General features: G+C 55.1%; 21 protein-coding genes and 1 pseudogene. 1 reads left to right on the forward strand and 21 read right to left on the reverse strand.

The features are described 5' to 3' along the window. Window positions 1–7: 7 nt before the first annotated feature. The 15 genes and pseudogenes from rpmC to AC0V60_RS07800 form a co-directional block, all read right to left on the reverse strand. Window positions 8–214 carry a 50S ribosomal protein L29 gene (rpmC, locus tag AC0V60_RS07730; protein ID WP_486177908.1) on the reverse strand — a complete coding sequence of 69 codons (207 nt, stop codon included), beginning with the start codon at window positions 212–214 and terminating at the stop codon, window positions 8–10. Between the two features lie 2 nt (window positions 215–216). After that, on the reverse strand, window positions 217–651 hold the full coding sequence (rplP, locus tag AC0V60_RS07735) for a 50S ribosomal protein L16 (RefSeq protein WP_486155312.1): 435 nt from the start codon (window positions 649–651) through the stop codon (window positions 217–219). Window positions 652–663: 12 nt separating this feature from the next. Next, a complete protein-coding gene (gene rpsC, locus AC0V60_RS07740; protein WP_486155313.1) occupies window positions 664–1359 on the reverse strand; it encodes a 30S ribosomal protein S3 in 696 nt (231 codons plus the stop codon). A 3-nt stretch (window positions 1360–1362) separates the two neighbouring features. After that, window positions 1363–1740 carry a 50S ribosomal protein L22 gene (gene rplV / locus AC0V60_RS07745; protein WP_486155314.1) on the reverse strand — a complete coding sequence of 126 codons (378 nt, stop codon included), beginning with the start codon at window positions 1738–1740 and terminating at the stop codon, window positions 1363–1365. Beyond that, window positions 1740–2015, reverse strand: coding sequence for a 30S ribosomal protein S19 (gene rpsS, locus AC0V60_RS07750; protein ID WP_486155315.1), 276 nt, complete (start codon window positions 2013–2015; stop codon window positions 1740–1742). The genes rplV and rpsS overlap by 1 nt, the downstream gene beginning before the upstream one ends. A 6-nt stretch (window positions 2016–2021) precedes the next feature. Then, complete coding sequence (gene rplB, locus AC0V60_RS07755) at window positions 2022–2858, reverse strand: 50S ribosomal protein L2 (RefSeq protein WP_486177909.1); 837 nt, start codon at window positions 2856–2858, stop codon at window positions 2022–2024. Then, window positions 2858–3169 carry a 50S ribosomal protein L23 gene (locus AC0V60_RS07760; protein ID WP_486177910.1) on the reverse strand — a complete coding sequence of 104 codons (312 nt, stop codon included), beginning with the start codon at window positions 3167–3169 and terminating at the stop codon, window positions 2858–2860. Before AC0V60_RS07760 ends, rplB begins: the two co-directional genes overlap by 1 nt. Continuing rightward, the gene (gene rplD / locus AC0V60_RS07765; protein WP_486177911.1) at window positions 3162–3785 is read right to left on the reverse strand and encodes a 50S ribosomal protein L4; all 624 of its coding nucleotides are present in this window, start codon (window positions 3783–3785) and stop codon (window positions 3162–3164) included. The genes AC0V60_RS07760 and rplD overlap by 8 nt, the downstream gene beginning before the upstream one ends. Before the next feature lie 3 nt (window positions 3786–3788). Beyond that, on the reverse strand, window positions 3789–4556 hold the full coding sequence (rplC, locus tag AC0V60_RS07770) for a 50S ribosomal protein L3 (RefSeq protein ID WP_486177912.1): 768 nt from the start codon (window positions 4554–4556) through the stop codon (window positions 3789–3791). A gap of 272 nt (window positions 4557–4828) precedes the next feature. Next, the gene (gene rpsJ, locus AC0V60_RS07775) at window positions 4829–5140 is read right to left on the reverse strand and encodes a 30S ribosomal protein S10 (RefSeq protein WP_006831877.1); all 312 of its coding nucleotides are present in this window, start codon (window positions 5138–5140) and stop codon (window positions 4829–4831) included. A gap of 325 nt (window positions 5141–5465) precedes the next feature. Continuing rightward, window positions 5466–6641: an elongation factor Tu gene (tuf, locus tag AC0V60_RS07780; RefSeq protein ID WP_486177913.1), complete on the reverse strand. Its 1176-nt coding sequence runs from the start codon at window positions 6639–6641 to the stop codon at window positions 5466–5468. Between the two features lie 93 nt (window positions 6642–6734). Further along, window positions 6735–8865, reverse strand: a pseudogene (gene fusA, locus AC0V60_RS07785) (elongation factor G). Between the two features lie 119 nt (window positions 8866–8984). Continuing rightward, window positions 8985–9455 carry a 30S ribosomal protein S7 gene (gene rpsG, locus AC0V60_RS07790; protein WP_486177914.1) on the reverse strand — a complete coding sequence of 157 codons (471 nt, stop codon included), beginning with the start codon at window positions 9453–9455 and terminating at the stop codon, window positions 8985–8987. A gap of 172 nt (window positions 9456–9627) precedes the next feature. Beyond that, window positions 9628–9999, reverse strand: coding sequence for a 30S ribosomal protein S12 (gene rpsL / locus AC0V60_RS07795; protein WP_034954477.1), 372 nt, complete (start codon window positions 9997–9999; stop codon window positions 9628–9630). Between the two features lie 327 nt (window positions 10000–10326). Continuing rightward, window positions 10327–12408, reverse strand: a complete 2082-nt coding sequence (locus AC0V60_RS07800) for an ATP-binding protein (protein WP_486177915.1) — start codon at window positions 12406–12408, stop codon at window positions 10327–10329. A gap of 718 nt (window positions 12409–13126) precedes the next feature. Between AC0V60_RS07800 and AC0V60_RS07805 the strand changes: the two genes are divergently transcribed. Beyond that, window positions 13127–13777 carry a hypothetical protein gene (locus tag AC0V60_RS07805; protein ID WP_486177916.1) on the forward strand — a complete coding sequence of 217 codons (651 nt, stop codon included), beginning with the start codon at window positions 13127–13129 and terminating at the stop codon, window positions 13775–13777. On the opposite strand, the gene AC0V60_RS07810 is transcribed toward AC0V60_RS07805, so the two are convergent. The 6 genes from AC0V60_RS07810 to AC0V60_RS07835 form a co-directional block, all read right to left on the reverse strand. After that, entirely contained in the window at window positions 13774–14232 is a 459-nt protein-coding gene (locus AC0V60_RS07810; RefSeq protein WP_486177917.1) for an acyltransferase, read from the reverse strand. The genes AC0V60_RS07805 and AC0V60_RS07810 overlap by 4 nt on opposite strands. Before the next feature lie 25 nt (window positions 14233–14257). Continuing rightward, window positions 14258–14785, reverse strand: coding sequence for a GNAT family N-acetyltransferase (locus AC0V60_RS07815; protein ID WP_486177918.1), 528 nt, complete (start codon window positions 14783–14785; stop codon window positions 14258–14260). After that, entirely contained in the window at window positions 14778–15569 is a 792-nt protein-coding gene (locus AC0V60_RS07820) for a LysR family transcriptional regulator (protein ID WP_486177919.1), read from the reverse strand. The genes AC0V60_RS07815 and AC0V60_RS07820 overlap by 8 nt, the downstream gene beginning before the upstream one ends. Before the next feature lie 73 nt (window positions 15570–15642). Continuing rightward, window positions 15643–16047 (reverse strand): Co2+/Mg2+ efflux protein ApaG, encoded by a 405-nt coding sequence (gene apaG, locus AC0V60_RS07825; RefSeq protein WP_486177920.1) that lies wholly within the window; start codon window positions 16045–16047, stop codon window positions 15643–15645. A 256-nt stretch (window positions 16048–16303) separates the two neighbouring features. Continuing rightward, entirely contained in the window at window positions 16304–16513 is a 210-nt protein-coding gene (locus AC0V60_RS07830; protein ID WP_486177921.1) for a hypothetical protein, read from the reverse strand. An 11-nt stretch (window positions 16514–16524) separates the two neighbouring features. Continuing rightward, complete coding sequence (locus AC0V60_RS07835) at window positions 16525–17853, reverse strand: hypothetical protein (RefSeq protein WP_486177922.1); 1329 nt, start codon at window positions 17851–17853, stop codon at window positions 16525–16527. Window positions 17854–18106 lie beyond the last annotated feature (253 nt).

Genomic DNA, 18106 nt, shown 5'->3' on the forward strand with positions numbered 1-18106 from the left:
TCTACTCCTATGCTTTCGCAGCAGCTGTAGCACGCTCGTTCTGGAGCGTTTTGATCTGAGCGATCGTGCGGCGCACCTCTTTGATGCGTGACGGTTTCTCAAGCTGATTGGTCGCAGCCTGGAAACGCAGGTTATACTGCTCGCGCTTAAGCTCGGTCAGGTCAGCAGAAAGCTGATCGTCGGTTTTAGCGCGAAGATCTTCTGTGGAAGCCATGGTCATTCACCTCCCAAGTGTGAGGTGTCGCCAAAACGGGCAACGACCTTGGTTTTGATCGGCAGCTTCATTGCAGCACGCTCAAATGCGAGCGCAGCAACAGGGCCCGGAACGCCATCAAGTTCAAACATGATGCGGCCTGGCTTCACGCGGGCGGCCCAGTATTCAACCGAGCCCTTACCCTTACCCTGACGAACTTCCGCAGGCTTCTTTGAAACCGGCACGTCAGGAAATACGCGGATCCACAGACGCCCTTGACGCTTCATCGCACGAGTGATCGCACGGCGAGCCGCTTCGATCTGACGTGCAGTGATACGCTCAGGCTCAAGCGCTTTGAGACCGTAAGAGCCAAAGTTCAGCGTAGTGCCGCCCTTTGCATCGCCCTTGATCTTGCCCTTGAAGGCCTTGCGATATTTGGTTTTCTTTGGTTGCAGCATTTTTCAATTACCTCAACGAGCAGGACGCACGCCGGAAGTCTGAGCTTCCATCATGAGACGATCCTGCGCGGTTGGATCGTGAGCGAGGATCTCGCCTTTGAAGATCCAAACCTTGATACCGATGATGCCGTAGGCGGTAAGAGCCTCGGTTTCAGCGTAATCAATGTTTGCACGCAGAGTGTGGAGCGGCACGCGGCCTTCGCGGTACCATTCAACGCGGGCAATTTCAGCACCGCCCAGACGGCCGCCACATACGATCTTGATGCCTTCAGCACCCAGACGAAGAGCCGACTGAACAGCGCGTTTCATCGCACGGCGGAAAGCCACACGGCGGATAAGCTGATCAGCGATGCCTTGAGCGACGAGCTTTGCGTCGATTTCCGGCTTGCGGATTTCAACGATGTTTAGCTTCACTTCGCTTCCGGTCATGGAAGAAAGCTTAGCGCGCAGCTTTTCGATATCTGCGCCTTTCTTACCGATGATCACACCAGGACGAGCCGCATAGATCGAAACGCGGCAAAGCTTTGCTGGACGCTCAATCACAACCTTCGAGATCGCTGCCTGCGGCAGGTTCTTGAAGATGTACTTACGGATCGTGATGTCTTCTTTCAGGAGCCCCGCATAGTCACGCCCTTCAGCGTACCAGCGGCTATCCCAAGTGCGGTTGATCTGAAGACGCAGACCAATTGGATTACTCTTCTGACCCATGGTTTATGCCTCTTCTGCTTCACGAACTACGATGCGCAGCTTGCTGAATGGCTTCAGGATGCGCGTCGATTTACCACGACCGCGCGTATGGAAACGCTTCATCGTGATCGACTTGCCAACGCTAGCCTCAGCAACGACGAGCGCGTCGACGTCGAGATCGTGGTTGTTTTCTGCATTGGCGATCGCTGATGCGAGAACCTTGCTGGCGTCGCGCGCCATTGCTTTGCGAGAAAACGCGAGGATATTGAGAGCCTCTTCAGCTTTCTTACCGCGGATGAGCTCGGCAACGAGATTAAGCTTTTGCGCAGACCCGCGAATTTGCGTGCCTACTGCGAGCGCTTCGTTGTCAGCAACGCGGCGGGGAGACTTTGCCTTACCCATTATCGCTTGCCCTTCTTGTCAGCCGCGTGACCGGGGAAACTGCGCGTGGGCGCAAATTCACCAAGCTTGTGACCAACCATTTCTTCCGAAACAGCCACAGGAATAAACTTGTGACCGTTATAGACGTTGAATGTGAGCCCAACGAACTGCGGGAGAATTGTCGAACGACGCGACCAGGTTTTGATCGGCTTCGAGTTTCCTGCGTCCTGTGCCTCTTCGGCCTTCTTGAGAAGGCTGAGCTCGACAAACGGACCTTTCCAGACGGAACGTGCCATCGTGTCTTACCTCTTCTTCTTCGCGTGACGCGAACGGATAATCATCTTGTCCGTCTGCTTGTTCTTACGAGTGCGAGCACCCTTGGTCGGCTTGCCCCATGGCGTCACTGGGTGACGCCCACCGGAGGTCCGGCCTTCACCACCACCGTGGGGGTGATCAACCGGGTTCTTGGCAACACCGCGTGTGAGTGGCCGGCGGCCCTTCCAACGGGTGCGGCCCGCTTTACCAAAGTTCTGGTTCTGGTTGTCAGGGTTCGAAACCGCGCCAACCGTGCCCATGCAATCGCTGCGAAGGTAACGCTGCTCACCTGAGTTCAGGCGAACGATTACCATGCCGCGGTCACGGCCAACAATCTGGACATATGCGCCAGCAGAGCGAGCAATTTGACCGCCCTTCATTGGCTTCATTTCCACATTGTGACAGATCGTGCCCACTGGCATCTGACCCAGAAGCATGGCGTTACCAGGCTTCGTGTCGACCTTTTCGCCGGCAATCACGCTGTCGCCAACGGCGAGGCGCTGTGGTGCAATGATGTAGGCAAGCTCGCCGTCTTCATACTTCAGAAGCGCGATGAAAGCGGTACGGTTAGGATCGTATTCGATCCGCTCCACGGTTGCCGCCACATCCCACTTGCGACGTTTGAAGTCGATGATGCGATATTTTTGCTTGTGACCACCAGCGATTCCGCGCGATGTCACATGGCCTTTGTTGTTACGGCCACCGGTCTTGCGCTTACCTTCGCTGAGCGACTTAACCGGGCCACCTTTGTGCAAACCAGTTTTGTCGACCAGAATAAGGCCGCGGCGCGCCGGGCTTGTCGGGTTGTAATTCTTAAGTGCCATTAGCCGACCTGCTCAGTGATATCGATCATCTCACCTTCGGCGAGACGGACCACTGCTTTCTTGAAATCGGAACGCTTGTAGGGCTTGCCCCGCCAGCGCTTGGTTTTGCCTTTAATAAGGATGGTGTTCACCGAGACGACTTTCGTCGAATAGATGGCTTCCACTGCTTCCTTGATCTGCGGCTTGGTAGCGTCGTTTGCCACTTTGAACACCACGGCGTTAGCCTCAGAAGCCAAAGTAGACTTCTCAGTGATGTGAGGGGCAACGATCACGTCATAGTGCCGCGCGTCAACTGCGTCTTTCTTAGCCATTGAAGCGCGCCTCCAGTTTAGCGACCGCATCCTTGGTAAGGACAAGCGTGTCGTGGTTGAGAATGTCGTAGACGTTCGCACCAGCAGCCGGCATCACATTGATACCGATGAGGTTGTTTGCAGCGCGGGCAAAACCAGCGTCCACAGCGTCACCGTCGATCACAAGGACTTTGCCAGCAAAGCCGTGCTTGTCGAGGTGACCTTTCAGCGCCTGTGTCTTGGCGTCTTTAAGAGCGAGGCTGTCAACAACAACCAGACCGTCTTTCGCTTTGGTCGAAAGAGCCATCTTCAGACCCATCGCACGAACTTTCTTGTTCAGCGACTGATTGAAGTCACGCTTGCGCGCGCCGTGGGCCTTACCACCACCGATAAAGATCGGAGCTTTGCGGTCACCGTGACGGGCCGTACCGCCACCCTTTTGGTTGCCGAACTTCTTACCCGTGCGAGCAACGTCAGAACGCTCACGCGTTGGACGAGCGGTCGCGCGGCGGTTTTCGAGCTGCCATGTGACAACGCGGTGCAGGATGTCAGCGCGCGGCTCAACACCGAATACGGCATCATTGAGCTCAATATCGCCGGACGCCTTACCGTCGAGTTTTTGGACCTTCACCTTCATGGTTTAGCCCTCCTTATTTTCGTCAGCTGCAGGAGCGTCAGCGGCGGGCGCTTCAGCTTCTGGAGCAGGTGCGGCTTCTTGCGCAGGAGCAGCAGCTTCAACGACAGCACCCGGGAACGGGAGGTCATCGGAGTGCTTAAGCTTCACAGCGTCACGAACGAGGAGCCAGCCATTCTTCGAGCCGGGCACAGAGCCCTTGATGAAGAGAAGACCGCGATCAGCGTCCGTGCGAACCACTTCGAGGTTCTGCTGCGTGCGCTGACGGTCACCCATGTGACCCGCCATCTTCTTGCCTTTAAAGACGCGGCCCGGATCCTGACGGTTACCCGTCGAACCGTGTGAACGGTGAGAGATCGAAACACCGTGGGTTGCACGAAGACCGCCGAAACCCCAGCGCTTCATAGCCCCAGCAAAACCCTTACCTTGGGTATGCCCGGTGATGTCGACTTTCTGGCCATCCACAAAGTGCTCTGCGCTGATGAGAGCGCCGACGGGTACGAGACCGTCTTCGCCTTCCACGCGGAACTCAGCCATGCGGGCTTTGAGACCAACGCCGGCTTTCGCGAAATGCTCGCGCTGCGGCTTGTTTACGTTCTTTTGTTTTGCTTCGCCTGCACCAAGCTGAACAGCGAAGTAGCCGTCCGTATCTTGAGTGCGGTGGGAAACGACCTGGCAATCTTCCAGCGAAAGAACAGTCACGGGCACGTGCTGTCCATCCTCCTGGAAGAGGCGGGTCATCCCAACCTTTTTCGCGATCACGCCAGTGCGCATCGTCGTGTACTCCTTACAGAGGCACCCCAAGGACCATCCTTAAGGTGCATGCCAACCCAAATTTTTATGCTGCGTGGCCCCCGTCCGGGCTGATGCCGCCCCACCCTGCTTGAGTGGTTTGACTAGACGGAGGACGCAGCCCGGGCCAAATACTTCATAAGAAGCTCCCGGCGGTATCCATATGTCTTGCCGATCTTTCGATCAGCGGGGCCAATGGCGGCCCAAATTCTCGGTCACTTTAACGCCCTGCCGAAAGGCGTGGATCAATCGGCTTAAGCCAGCTTAATCTCGACGTTCACGCCAGCAGCAAGATCGAGCTTCATAAGCGCGTCGACCGTCTGGGCGTTTGGCTGCACAATGTCCAGCAAACGTTTGTATGTACGAACTTCGAACTGCTCACGCGACTTTTTGTCGATGTGCGGGCCGCGGTTCACGGTGAATTTTTCAATGCGCGTTGGCATAGGAATGGGGCCGCGAATAAGAGCACCCGTACGGCGCGCCGTGTCAGCGATCTCGCCAGTCGCCTGATCGAGAACGCGGTGGTCGAACGCCTTAAGGCGAATACGGATATTCTGTGCTTCCATTACCTACTACCAATGCGAAAGAGCCAAGGAACGTGTCTCGGGGGAAACCCGCTCCCAAAAAGTAAAAGGCCCGCCCTTCCCCAGTTATACCGGAATGGGAGGCCCCATGAAATTCGTTACATCTGCGACGGAATCGCTGAAGAGTTGGCGCGCGTATATCGGGGGAGTAGGATTCTGGCAACCCAGAAATTCCCTCAAAGGCCCGCAAAGCCGAAAAGCCGTCTCTCCAGAAGGAAATTGAGCTTACATAATAAGAGGCCCGGCGCGCATTTCTGCGGGCCGGGCCTCGTTATTTCGTTAAGGCCCCGAGAGGCCTCAAGCCGAATTAGGCAGTGATCTTAGCCACAACGCCAGAACCAACGGTACGGCCGCCTTCACGGATAGCGAAGCGGAGACCTTCGTCCATAGCGATCGGTGCGATCAGCTTGACGTTGATGGTCACGTTGTCGCCAGGCATAACCATTTCCGTGCCCTCTGGGAGGATCACTTCGCCGGTTACGTCAGTTGTACGGAAGTAGAACTGCGGACGGTAGTTTGCGAAGAATGGCGTGTGACGGCCACCCTCGTCCTTTGAAAGGACGTAAACTTCTGCCGAAAACTCTGTGTGCGGGCTAACCGAACCAGGCTTACAAAGAACCTGACCACGCTCAATGTCATCGCGAGCAACGCCGCGAACCAACGCACCGATATTGTCGCCAGCTTCACCGCGATCAAGCAGCTTACGGAACATTTCAACGCCGGTAACAGTCGTCTTGCCAGTTTCTTTGATGCCGACGATTTCAACTTCGTCGCCAACATTCACAACGCCGGTTTCAACACGGCCGGTCACAACCGTACCGCGGCCAGAGATCGAGAACACGTCCTCGATTGGCATGAGGAAGTCTTTGTCAACCGGACGGTCGGGCTGCGGGATGTAGCTGTCAACAGCTTCCATCAGAGCCTTGATTGAGTTTTCACCGATTTCAGGATCGCGGCCTTCGAGAGCAGCAAGAGCTGAACCCTTTACGATTGGAATATCGTCGCCGTCAAAGCCGTACTCGCTGAGGAGTTCGCGAACTTCGAGTTCAACCAATTCGAGAATTTCTTCGTCGTCGACCTGGTCAACTTTGTTCATGTAAACAACGAGCTGCGGAACGCCAACCTGACGCGCAAGCAGGATATGCTCACGGGTTTGCGGCATAGGTCCGTCAGCTGCGTTCACAACGAGGATCGCGCCGTCCATTTGCGCTGCGCCAGTGATCATGTTTTTCACATAGTCAGCGTGGCCTGGGCAATCGACGTGTGCGTAGTGACGTGCGTCTGTTTCATACTCAACGTGCGCTGTTGAGATGGTGATGCCGCGCTCACGCTCTTCAGGAGCCTTGTCGATGTTACCGAAGTCAACAGCAGCGCCCTGAACCTTGGTGATTGCCGCGGTCAGAGTGGTTTTGCCGTGGTCAACGTGACCGATGGTGCCGACGTTTACGTGCGGCTTATTACGCTCAAACTTTTCCTTCGCCATTTCTCTAATAACCTTCTTATTGAATTTGCTTCTCGCAGGGGAAAAAGCGGCGCCTGCGATTACGTGGCGCCGCCCATAGATTGTGTTGCGCGCTTACGCAAGCTTCTCCTTGACGTCCTGAGCAACACTCGCAGGCACTTCTTCATAGTGCGAGAACTGCATGGAGTATTGTGCACGGCCTTGCGTGAATGAGCGAAGCTCGTTCACATAACCAAACATGTTTGCCAGTGGGACCATGGCTTCAACAGCTTGGGCGTTGCCCCTGCTGTCTGTGCCCTGGATTTGACCGCGGCGGCTGTTCAAGTCGCCGATAACATCGCCCAGATAGTCTTCCGGTGTCACCACTTCAACCTTCATGACAGGCTCAAGCAGTTTGATGCCGCCACGTTCAGCCGCCTCGCGCATCGCACCTTTACCGCAGATTTCAAACGCCACGGTGGACGAGTCGACGTCGTGATAGGCGCCGTCTGTGAGGTGGATGGTGAAGTCGATGATCGGGAAGCCGATGAGGTAGCCGCTGTCGGCTTGCTCACGGATACCTTTTTCAAGGCTCGGGATGTATTCCTTCGGAATGTTACCGCCTTTGATGCTATCTTCAAAGACGATGCCCTGACCGCGCTCACCCGGAGTGAAGGTCGCTTTGGCGCGGGCAAACTGTCCCGTACCACCCGATTGCTTCTTGTGGGTGTAATCAACATTGATCTCACGGCCCAAGCTCTCGCGGTATGCCACCTGAGGCGCACCCACATTTGCTTCCACCTTGAACTCACGCTTCATCCGGTCGACGAGAATGTCGAGGTGAAGCTCGCCCATGCCTTTGATGATCGTCTGACCGCTTTCGTGGTCAGTCGTCACGCGGAATGAGGGATCTTCAGCAGCCAAGCGGTTGAGGGCAACGCCCATTTTCTCTTGGTCAGCTTTCGTTTTAGGCTCAACCGACAGTTCGATCACGGGATCTGGGAATTCCATCCGTTCAAGAACAATTGGGTGGGCCGGATCACAAAGCGTGTCACCAGTGGTGGTCGCCTTCATCCCTGCAAGTGCAACGATGTCGCCTGCAAATGCTTCTTCGATGTCCTTACGGTCATTGGAGTGCATTTCGAGGATGCGGCCAATCTTTTCCTTCTTGCCCTTCACAGAGTTCAAGACAGTGCCCTTGGTCAGCTCACCGGAATAGATGCGGGTAAAGGTGAGCGAGCCCACGAACGGATCGTTCATGACTTTAAATGCAAGCGCTGCGAAAGGCACAGCATCGTCTGATGCGCGCGAGATCTTCCTCGTCGCTGTCAGGCTTAACGCCTTTAATCGCTTCCACGTCGAGCGGGCTCGGCATGTAATCAACAACAGCGTCGAGCAGAGGCTGAACGCCTTTGTTCTTAAACGCAGAGCCGCAAAGCACAGGCACGAAGCTCTGGTTGAGCGTACCCTTACGGATGAGGCCTTTAAGCGTTGCCGCATCAGGCTCTTCACCTTCAAGGTAAGCTTCCATCACATCATCGTCTTGCTCAACTGCAAGCTCGATCAGCTTCTCACGGTATTCAGCCGCTTCATCAGTCATATCTGCAGGGATATCGCCGTAAACGTACTCAGCACCCAGGTCTTCGTTCTGCCAAGTGATCGAACGCTGATTCACGAGGTCGACAAGACCTGAGAGACTGCTTTCGATGCCGATTGGGAGATAAAGAACCGCAGGAGTTGCACCAAGACGCTCGATGATCGAGTTCACGCAGTACTTAAAGTCTGCGCCGGTGCGGTCCAATTTATTGATGAAGCACATCCGCGGAACTTTGTACTTGTCCGCCTGGCGCCATACGGTTTCAGACTGAGGCTCAACGCCTGCCACACCGTCAAAACACGCAACCGCGCCGTCGAGGACGCGCAAGCTGCGTTCAACTTCAATTGTGAAGTCAACGTGGCCCGGAGTGTCGATGATGTTGATGCGGTGTTGCGGCGTTTGACGCAGTTCTTTGGGATCGCCTTTTGGATCCATCGAAGAATCTTCTGGGTTCCAGAAACAGGTCGTCGCAGCGGAAGTAATTGTAATTCCACGCTCTTGTTCCTGCTCCATCCAGTCCATCGTCGCAGCACCATCGTGCACTTCGCCGATTTTGTAGGATTTGCCGGTGTAGTAAAGAATGCGCTCGGTCGTGGTGGTTTTACCAGCATCAATATGCGCCATGATGCCGATATTACGATAACGCTCCAGCGGATATTCGCGGGCCATATCTAATTCCTTGGGTTTAACAGAGGCGGAAGAGGTTCGCGCCCCATACAGTTACAAGTGTGACAACCCCAAGACATTCGCGAGGGGCTGTCCACAGTCATTGGTTCACTGGCATCAACCTACCAGCGGTAGTGCGAGAACGCGCGGTTAGCATCCGCCATGCGGTGCGTGTCTTCACGCTTCTTCACAGCATTGCCGCGGTTGTTCGCTGCATCCATCAGCTCACCCGACAAACGGGCGCTCATGGTGGTCTCTGGACGCGAACGCGCCGCACCAATGAGCCAGCGAATAGCCAGCGCCTGAGCCCGCTCATCGCGAACCTCAACCGGCACCTGATAGGTAGCACCGCCCACACGGCGTGAGCGAACTTCCACTTGCGGCTTTACGTTGCTCAAAGCGTCATGGAACAGCTGCACCGGATCAGCCTTGGCTTTCGCCTCAACCGCATCAAGCGCTGTGTACACAATACCTTCTGCAACAGCCTTCTTACCGTCGAGCATAAGGTTGTTCATGAACTTCGACAGAACCTGATCACCAAACTTGGGATCGGGAAGGATAACCCGTTTCTCGGGCCTACGACGACGTGACATTGCACTTCTTCCTTAATCTTAGAGCCCTCTTCCCCAACCCGTCATCCTGAATTCATTTCAGGATAACCTTGTCGGTCTTGGTGAGAGGCTCGTAATCTTTGGCTTTGCGCTGGAGGAACCGGTTGTCCTGAACCGAGTTCAGGATGACGGTGCCAGCAACATAGGCCGTTCCTTATTTCGGACGCTTGGCGCCGTACTTCGAGCGGGATTGCTTGCGGTCCTTGACCCCTTGCGTATCGAGCACGCCGCGAAGGACGTGGTAACGAACGCCGGGAAGGTCGCGAACACGGCCGCCGCGGATCAGCACAACAGAGTGCTCTTGCAGGTTGTGGCCTTCGCCCGGAATGTAAGAGATGACCTCACGGCTGTTGGTGAGGCGAACCTTGGCCACTTTACGCAAAGCGGAGTTCGGTTTCTTCGGGGTCGTCGTATAGACGCGGGTGCAAACGCCGCGTTTCTGCGGGTTTTGCTCCATAGCAGGGACCTTAGACTTGGCCTTCTGCGGAGTGCGGCCCTTGCGGACCAGCTGGTTGATAGTTGGCATATGTACTCTTCACCTAAATTGGCGCCGATGAATTTCGATGAAGAGAAAAAGGATCGTGCAAAAGAACCGTTCGTCCTGAGCTTGTCGAAGGGCGAACCTTCAGCCAAGGACCGGCTTGCACGAGCCTGAAACGCTCCACCCAAAGCCAAAAGCCCCGGATTACTTTGCCGATCAGCCCTCGCCCCAACGTCATCCTGAACTTTTTTCAGGATAACCGTCAGCGACAAAAACAAACCGCCAATGTTCAGCTCAATTTGAGTTTGGGGAACGTCGCAAGACGAGCCCTGCCCTCAGACGAGGGCGCGCTTAGGGGGATTTGTGATGGGGTCAAGGGGAAGCGCTCTCAATAGCTTGCCAGTCTTTGACAATCTCATCAAGCAAGCGGGAGGTCCTACGAAGGCCGGCGGAGTTTAAGGTTGCTTGATTTCTTCTCCAAGCGTCATTGATTAGGTCTTGCCATTGAATCAACTCAATGCCGCCTTTTATATCTCCTGTGAGCCTTCTAAATCGCCCTTCCCCATTCGCAGTATGGTCCCAACCCGAAAGCTGGCGCTCAAGAGACTCAGTCAAATCTGCGACCACAAAGCAATTGAATACGCAATCCTCTGCTATGCGTATTCGATCACCGGAGAATGTACGGATCTTGCCGTCCCTAATATCGTAAATATAGTCTGTGATCTGTGCCTCAAGGTTGTCTTTACGGCTGTAGTTAGGTCTCTCAGGTTTCTTCAATTCAACGATAAGCATCTCCTTCAGTGGTTTGCTGATATCAAGCTCATCGCCATCATCCGTCGGGTCAATTGTTCCTAGGCCGTAAGATAAGTCCCAAAGGAGGAGATCAGGCCTCAGGGGTAGATTTTCCTCTTCGAGAACCTTGTCTAGCCTTTTGTCTGAGGAGAATGAACGTGTGTATGCAAGACGTTCATCAATCACCCAAAGATCGTGGCCGCGAGATTCAGGCTTGCCATCCTCACTGCTAACACCAAGTGGGCAAAGGACTGAGTGCAACGTTCCTTCAAGGAAGTTATCGAACTTGCCATCGCCTACCGCTCGAAGTTTCTTTAGGAGTGCTTCAAGCAACTCTAAAACAAGTTTTCTTCGGACAACATGTTGCGCCAGCGCTAGGCTTTCTGCCTCTTGAACACCTTTTGCAGCTTCTGCCACTTTCTCAGTTAGATCTGGAGCTTCTCCGTCTTCCTGTAGCAATGCCTCAATAGCTTTTTGAAGATCCTCTTGGCGGGATTCATCACGCCTAATCTGATACGGAATCAACCCTGTTGCGAACTCCTCGGCAGTCGTCGCATTAAACGGAACCCTTGCCAGTTGTAGCTTTGGATCATCAAAGTCGAATATCGGGTATCGAGAAATGAAATCTCGATACTTTTCCGCCTGATGCGTGCGGAACTTTGCAATCTGTTTTTCAAAGACGGTCGATTTCACTTCCTCGACACATTCCCGCACGATCCGTTTTACGATGGCCTCGGGGATATTGAATGCCGTGCGCCCCTCATTGACGCGATCGTTAAGAAAAGAAGCGGACACGCACGCATGTAGCGCGAGTCCGTTTCGACCATCATTTGAAAGATCGGCCAAGCCAATCAGGCCATCGACTTTTCGAGACTCAACCGTACGGCCATCTGCGAGCAGATGGACTTGATGAAACCCGTCAAGACCGCCGCTTAATTCAGGCGCACAGGTGAAGACAACGACTTCAACCTCGCCAAACTCCTCCGAGACGATCTGAAGTGTCGTAGATTCACCTACAACAAACTGCGAAACATCTTTGGGAAAAGTCGAGCAATGGCCATCGACCTCTAATCCTATCGTTGGACTCGATTCCATGAGGAAATCCGCGATAAAATGGGAGATAAAGTACCGCTCGAACGAGTCGAATCTCTTGGGGAAATGCTTCTTGTAGTCTTGTTGCCTTATCCCTTCGAACTTTACGCGAGTCCCTATCTTTCTCTTTTTGGATTTCAGGTTAGAAATCTGATCCTCTTTTTGGAGGCGAAAGCTAAATGCGCGGTTCTCGAATTCTTCTTTTTCATTCAGGAAAGCGCTGGACACTAGGATTTTGGAGAACGCGTCAAGCCAAAATAATCGGCCTACCCCCTTCCCGCCTTTCTCCATTTTGTACTCGGTATCAATCTCGCAGAACGCATCGAAGCGGTCTTTGTCGAGACCGATACCATTGTCTTCGACGACGATCTTAACTTCTTCGGCATGACCAAGGTCTGAAACGGTGACATCAATTCTTCCTCCCTCCGCGAGACGATCACCAAAGCGGTCTTCGATAGCGAAGATAGAATTACTTGTAGCTTCAAATACAGGCTGCATTGCTTGGGAGAAGTTCGAAGGCTTTGTGAGCTTACGAACTCGATTCACAACATTTTCAGAAAGTGATGCCACTGCGTTTTCGCCATACTATTGGATCAATGAGTTAGATTTGCCCACTAAGTCCGCCTTCCGAAGGGAATGTGCAACCTAATTTTCCTACACGCCAATAATCTGCAATATCCCCCGGTCCTAGCTCACCGCCAAAGGACCGTCCGATGCAGGATCGATTTGTTACGCGCTGGCGCTGTGCGCCGTCTCCGCCTTCGGCTCCGACTCCGTCGACCGGATCACGACAACACGCCCTCCTTGCCCCTATCCGTCATTGCGAGCACAGCGAAGCAATCCAGAGCGGCACGCACCAACGCTCTGGATTGCCGCGTCGCCTGCGGCTCCTCGCAATGACGGTTGTACCTTCCCTCCCGCTTGCCACCCGCCTTCGCGGGCGCCGGTAACGGGGCAGTGAGACTTGGGAGTCTTGAGCTTGTCGAAGGGCCCCTAGTCGCATCGGGGTGGGCTTCCTGACGGTCGGCCTAGCGCTTTGTGCACCCACCGCGTTTGCCTCGCCCACCCCTAACCCCTCCCGCAAGCGGGAGGGGAACTAACTCGCACAAGAACGGGCCGAAGGCCCGCAAGCACGACCGTGCGCCCGCAGGTGCCCCGAAGCGAACGCGTAGGGAACAGCACCGAGGACGCTCGCCCGGATGGACGAGCATGAAACAAAAAACTCCCCCTTCCCCCGCACACAATCCATTTTCCTACACGCCGATAATCTGCACAATACGCTCGGGTTATGCCCAAACTCTCGGTCCCCACTCGCAAAATTCCTCGCCAAGCAACCTCGCGCGTTGCCTTTGTGAGCGAGCCGCCTGAGCCCGGCGATCCGCTGCTCAGCTTTCAGCCATATGTGCACAAAGCACCGCGCGCGAACTCGATCACCCCTGATCTTCAGCGCGAATTTATCGCTCATCTCGCGGCCACTGGCATCGTCACAAGCGCGGCGCGGCATATTGGGCGCTCGATGGAGGCGCTCTATAAATTGCGGGCCATGCCCGGGGCAGAAGGCTTTGCCAGCGCATGGGAGCGCGCCGCGCAGCTGGGGGTAAACAGGCTGGAGGACACCGCCCTCGCCCGCGCGATTGAAGGATCGGAGCGCAAGATCATCCGGGGCGGAGAGATCATTGCAACCGAAAGGGCCCACAATGAAAGCCTCGTGATGTTCTTCCTCAAAAACCGCCTTCCCGAGCGCTACTCAAAGGAGAAAGATATCGGGCCGGGGCACCCCGTTTATGAAAAGGTGCGTGCAGAATATGCCGAGATGAAACGGCAAGAGGCCAGCGATCCGGCGAAGATCAAGGCGATCCATGACTCGATCAACCGCAAGGTGGCGCAGTGGCGCGCTGAGTTGGAGGCAAAGTGGGAGAAGGAGCGGCTGGAGGCTTAATCACCCTCAAACACCGCCAGTTCATGCGGTTGGAGGTTGCCCATAATGCCGTATCTTGCGGTCTTGATATCGCTTTTCAGGATCTTACCCGGATTGCCTGCAACAACGCTGCGTGCTGGCACGTCTGCGGTGACCACGGTTCCTGCCGCGATGACGCAGTGATCTCCTATGCGCACACCGGGCAAGATGATCGCGCCCGCGCCCAGAAAGCAGTTGGAGCCGATATATGTGCTGACATGGCGCCGGTGCACGAAGTCGTGGGTGAAGATGTGCACGCCCGGCGTCACGATGGTGTAATCGCCGATGTGGACGCCACTCGGGTGGGTGTAGTCGAGATTGGCCTTGCGCGAGATGCGCACGCCCTTGCCGATCGTCATCCCCCACACATGCCTTAGCCACGCGCGGGTGATCCCCTGACGGGTGACATAAAGCTGGGTGCGGATGCGAGCGAGCATGTGTGATGTGATCCCCGGGCTGCTCTTAGTCAGAGCGCAGCTTGCCGTACCAATAGACGTCGCACATGCCAATGTGCGTTGCGTCATGCTCGCGGAAATGCGCCTCCCTTGTAAAGCCAAGGGTTTCTAGCAGGCGCACAGACGGCGTGTTGCGGGTGTCGACTTCGGCGGTGAGCTTGCGCGCGCCTTCTGACCATAGCTGGGCGATTAGAGCTTCGGAGCACTCGCGGGCAATCCCTTGGCCTTGGGCGTGCCTGGCGACGATATAACCGATCTCGAACACGGGGCCGTTTGTGTCATCTGAACCGTGCCCCGGCACCGCGACAAAACGCCCCGCGACCTGGCCATCCGCATCTTCAGCGATCCATGTGCGGCCGTTCCAATCGGGCGCTGCGAACCAGTCCCACAGCTCCTCTTCGCTCTCAAACTTGGGGCGGGTGAGATAAAGCGACTGCTCTTCATCCGCCATTGTTGGGAACATCGCGCGCTCATCCCCGCGCTTCAATGGACGCATGGTGAAACGCCCCGTCTTCAGCGTCGGAACCTCAGCCATCGGTCAGGAACTTGACCAGCGCCTTCACCTTCTTGGAGCGCCACTGCGGCACCGGCGCAACCAGCCAATAGGCGCGCTTCGCCTCCACCGGCTCATCCAGCTTTTCCAGCCGCCCATCGGCCAAAGCGCGCTCAACCAATGCCAGCGGCAACACCGTGCGGCCCATCCCGGCCAGCGCCGAGCTCATCGCCTGCCCCGCACTCGCCGTCTTTACGCATGCGCTGATCTCTGGATCAAGCCCAGCCTCGGGCCAATCAATCCAAGCATCGCGCGCACCGGGAGCTGCCACGCTCACCTGCAAAGCGGGAGCCAGTTGCACGCCCTGAAGCTCCCCCGGCCCCGCAATAAAGCGGATCGCAAGGTCAAGGTTCGCCTCGGTAAAATCGGACGCCTCATCAGGTGCAAGGATGTATTGCACCCCCGGCGTCGACGCTTGAAACGGCGCAATCCGGGGCGCCAACCAAGAGGCATAGAACTCACGCGGCGCCGCAATGGTGTAGCGGTCACTCGACTGCCCCATCTGCATCGCCGAGACGCTCTCTTCGAACCGCAAGAACCCCTCACGCAAGGGATCAAGTCCAGCCTCACCCTCAGGCGTCAGCTCCAAGCCTTTGGACGTGCGCCGAAACAGAACAACGCCGAGGTGATCTTCAAGTGCGCGGATCTGCTGACCCACAGCCGCCGGGGTCACGGCAAGCTCGTCAGCGGCCCTCGTAAAGGACAAGTGCCGGGCTGCGGCATCATAGACGCGCAGGGCGTTCAATGGGAGATGAGTGCGTTTCACGATGCACGACTTAAATCGCCATCTGGCTCATCGCAAGCATAGAGCGATCTTTAGTGTCAGGCTTAGGTCTGCCTTAGTGCCGGTCGGCGGTCTCTGGCGCTGCGAGAGGGAAGAACGGAATGCGCACTTCCATTTGCGATCCGTCCGCCTTGGAGAAGGTGTAAAACCCTTCCATTGACCCATGCGTCGTCGTCAGCGGGCAGCCTGACACATAGTCATGGGCCTGGCCCGGTGAAAGAAGTGGCTGTTCACCCACAACGCCTTCGCCGTCCACATGGTTCACCATGCCGCGCGCGTCGGTAATGCGCCAATGGCGGGTGAGAAGCTTTACCTCTTCGTGAGAGCCGTTTTCGATCCGGATGTGATACACCCAAAACCACTTGCCCGCCTCAGGATGAGATTGCTCGGGCAGGAAATTGACCGCGACTCGCACGGTGATGCCATCGGTGGTGGCTGCGTGTTGGAAGAGTTCTTTCATTTCGTTCCACAAGGTAACGTGCGCTTGCCTGCCTCACAAGAGACTCAATGCAGAAAATCCCCTTAGTATCCCATGAACGATGCAATTGCTGTTGCGCAAAACGAAAAGGCGATCACGATAATTTGAGCATCGCGGTCAAGCAGCCTTTGGTTCCAGACGTGAAAAAGCGAGCCGTTCGAGACAAGAGGCTGATTGACTGCTTTATCGGAAGGTATCCTAAAAACCGACATTCACCTTCCGACCCAGGATCTGCCATTCAAAAATGATTGTCTTCACCACTGCCCTTGAACATAACTTTGCGGGTCTGAACCGAAAGCCATTGGCCTGATTTCTTACTTTCAAACAGCTCGTTGAATGAGAAGAAACCTGGCACTGGATTTGGCTGGTACACAATATCATGACCGCCCAAGCGCATATAATAGGCCTGGGCGGCCATTAATACATATTCGCTGACACTGATATTCATGCAAATAGCCTCTATTTGAAGTAATTACCTTCGCCGCTACCAATAAAAAGCCTATTATAAGGCTCTATTATATACCACAGATCGGTAATTTTATTTCGAAGTATTATATTAGACTCAACATACTTGGCTTTATTATTTATTTGGTATGAGAATTTTTGGCCATCTAAGCTCATTTTGTAACCCTGACGGTCGACCAAGCCCATTTGCTGAAGCTTGAGTGGACCGAAACGCACGTCGTCGCCCTCATCAGCCGGGTTTCTCCCCCAGCGATTAAAGACCATGACACCCGGCATTGATTGCGATGCATCAAAACGACCATCGACGATCTCAAACGACCGCAATTGTGAAAGTCGATCTCGGCAGTTTGCTTTACGCGCCTGACCCTCTTCCCAACCCCTCACAATACCTGGGTTTTTATACCAACTGGGCTCTAGCCGGTCGTAAGGCACGCTCGTCTGGAGCGGTCGACCGCCTAGAAGTTCATCTAATTGTGCGCCCACGCACTCATGCGATATGAAAGAAGGGTCTGAAGTGCCGCTCGTCGGTGCAGACACTTCATCATAGGCGGCAAATACTGGGTCAGAAAAACCCTCTTCTTCATTAAGAATGTAATTTCGCTCCAACTCCGGACGATCCAGCATGAACTGACGGCCGTACGCATTGAGATCGGAGATGGGCACCAAGAAAAGCGAGATAAACTCATTCAGGGAATCTTGTTGCCGGTGGTATCGCAGCCAGTGCTGATTACCGCTGTAATCATCGAGAGGAGGGTTCACCAGATACGGAAGAGCGTGATTTGTCCTCAGCACGTCCTCGAAATCATCGGGATAAGACCCCAAGGACAAAAGATGCACCTGGCTGCCCTTAATCGCTAGTCGCGCCTCAGGGTGATCGTAGTAAGCTGGCGAAACGTAAGCCTCGATCCGCGTCGCATCAGGATATGCGTCGGACCAGATAACGTATGGCATGGCATCAATCGTTTGGGGCGACTCCCAGCTCTGCTGATACCCTTCGCCCTCTTTGTACGCCCGGTAGCGCTGGCACACATCTGGAATGCGCACGAGGACCTGACTCCCGTCGTCCATCTTTTGAGCAATCGTCATGGGATGCTGCGCACGAATGCTATAGCCCGTCGACTGCCCAAGGCTGCCGCCGGAGAACGAACGAATGGGACAATATACCATCTGCTCTAGCTTGATAGCTTCGCCCTGATAGTCGCCCTCAAAGGTGTAGCGGTACCACATGGAGTCCGGGCTGCTAGCATCAGCAATTGCTTGAGCCGCCCGCTCTTCCGGCGTGGGCGGTGTTGGCCCACAAGACGAAAGCGTCAGCATTGCCATTACTAATTTTAAGGCCTTACTAGCTCTAAGCCGCATTTTTTTGATCGTCCCTAATCGCTTACGCGATGTCGATAACACAAGATTTCCTTGCGACTGGTAAAGCGATCAAATCTGACGTGTCTGGGAGCGAAATAGACGGCGGTGGTTTTATGTCCGCTTTCACTCCCAAAAGCAGAACACACGATCTCAGAGGTCTAACTCCCAAAGCAGACTTCCCGCTATTGACCTGCTTCCTGCAAGGCTGGCCTCAAAG

The sequence above is a fragment of the Erythrobacter sp. S259 genome (genome assembly GCF_057364965.1).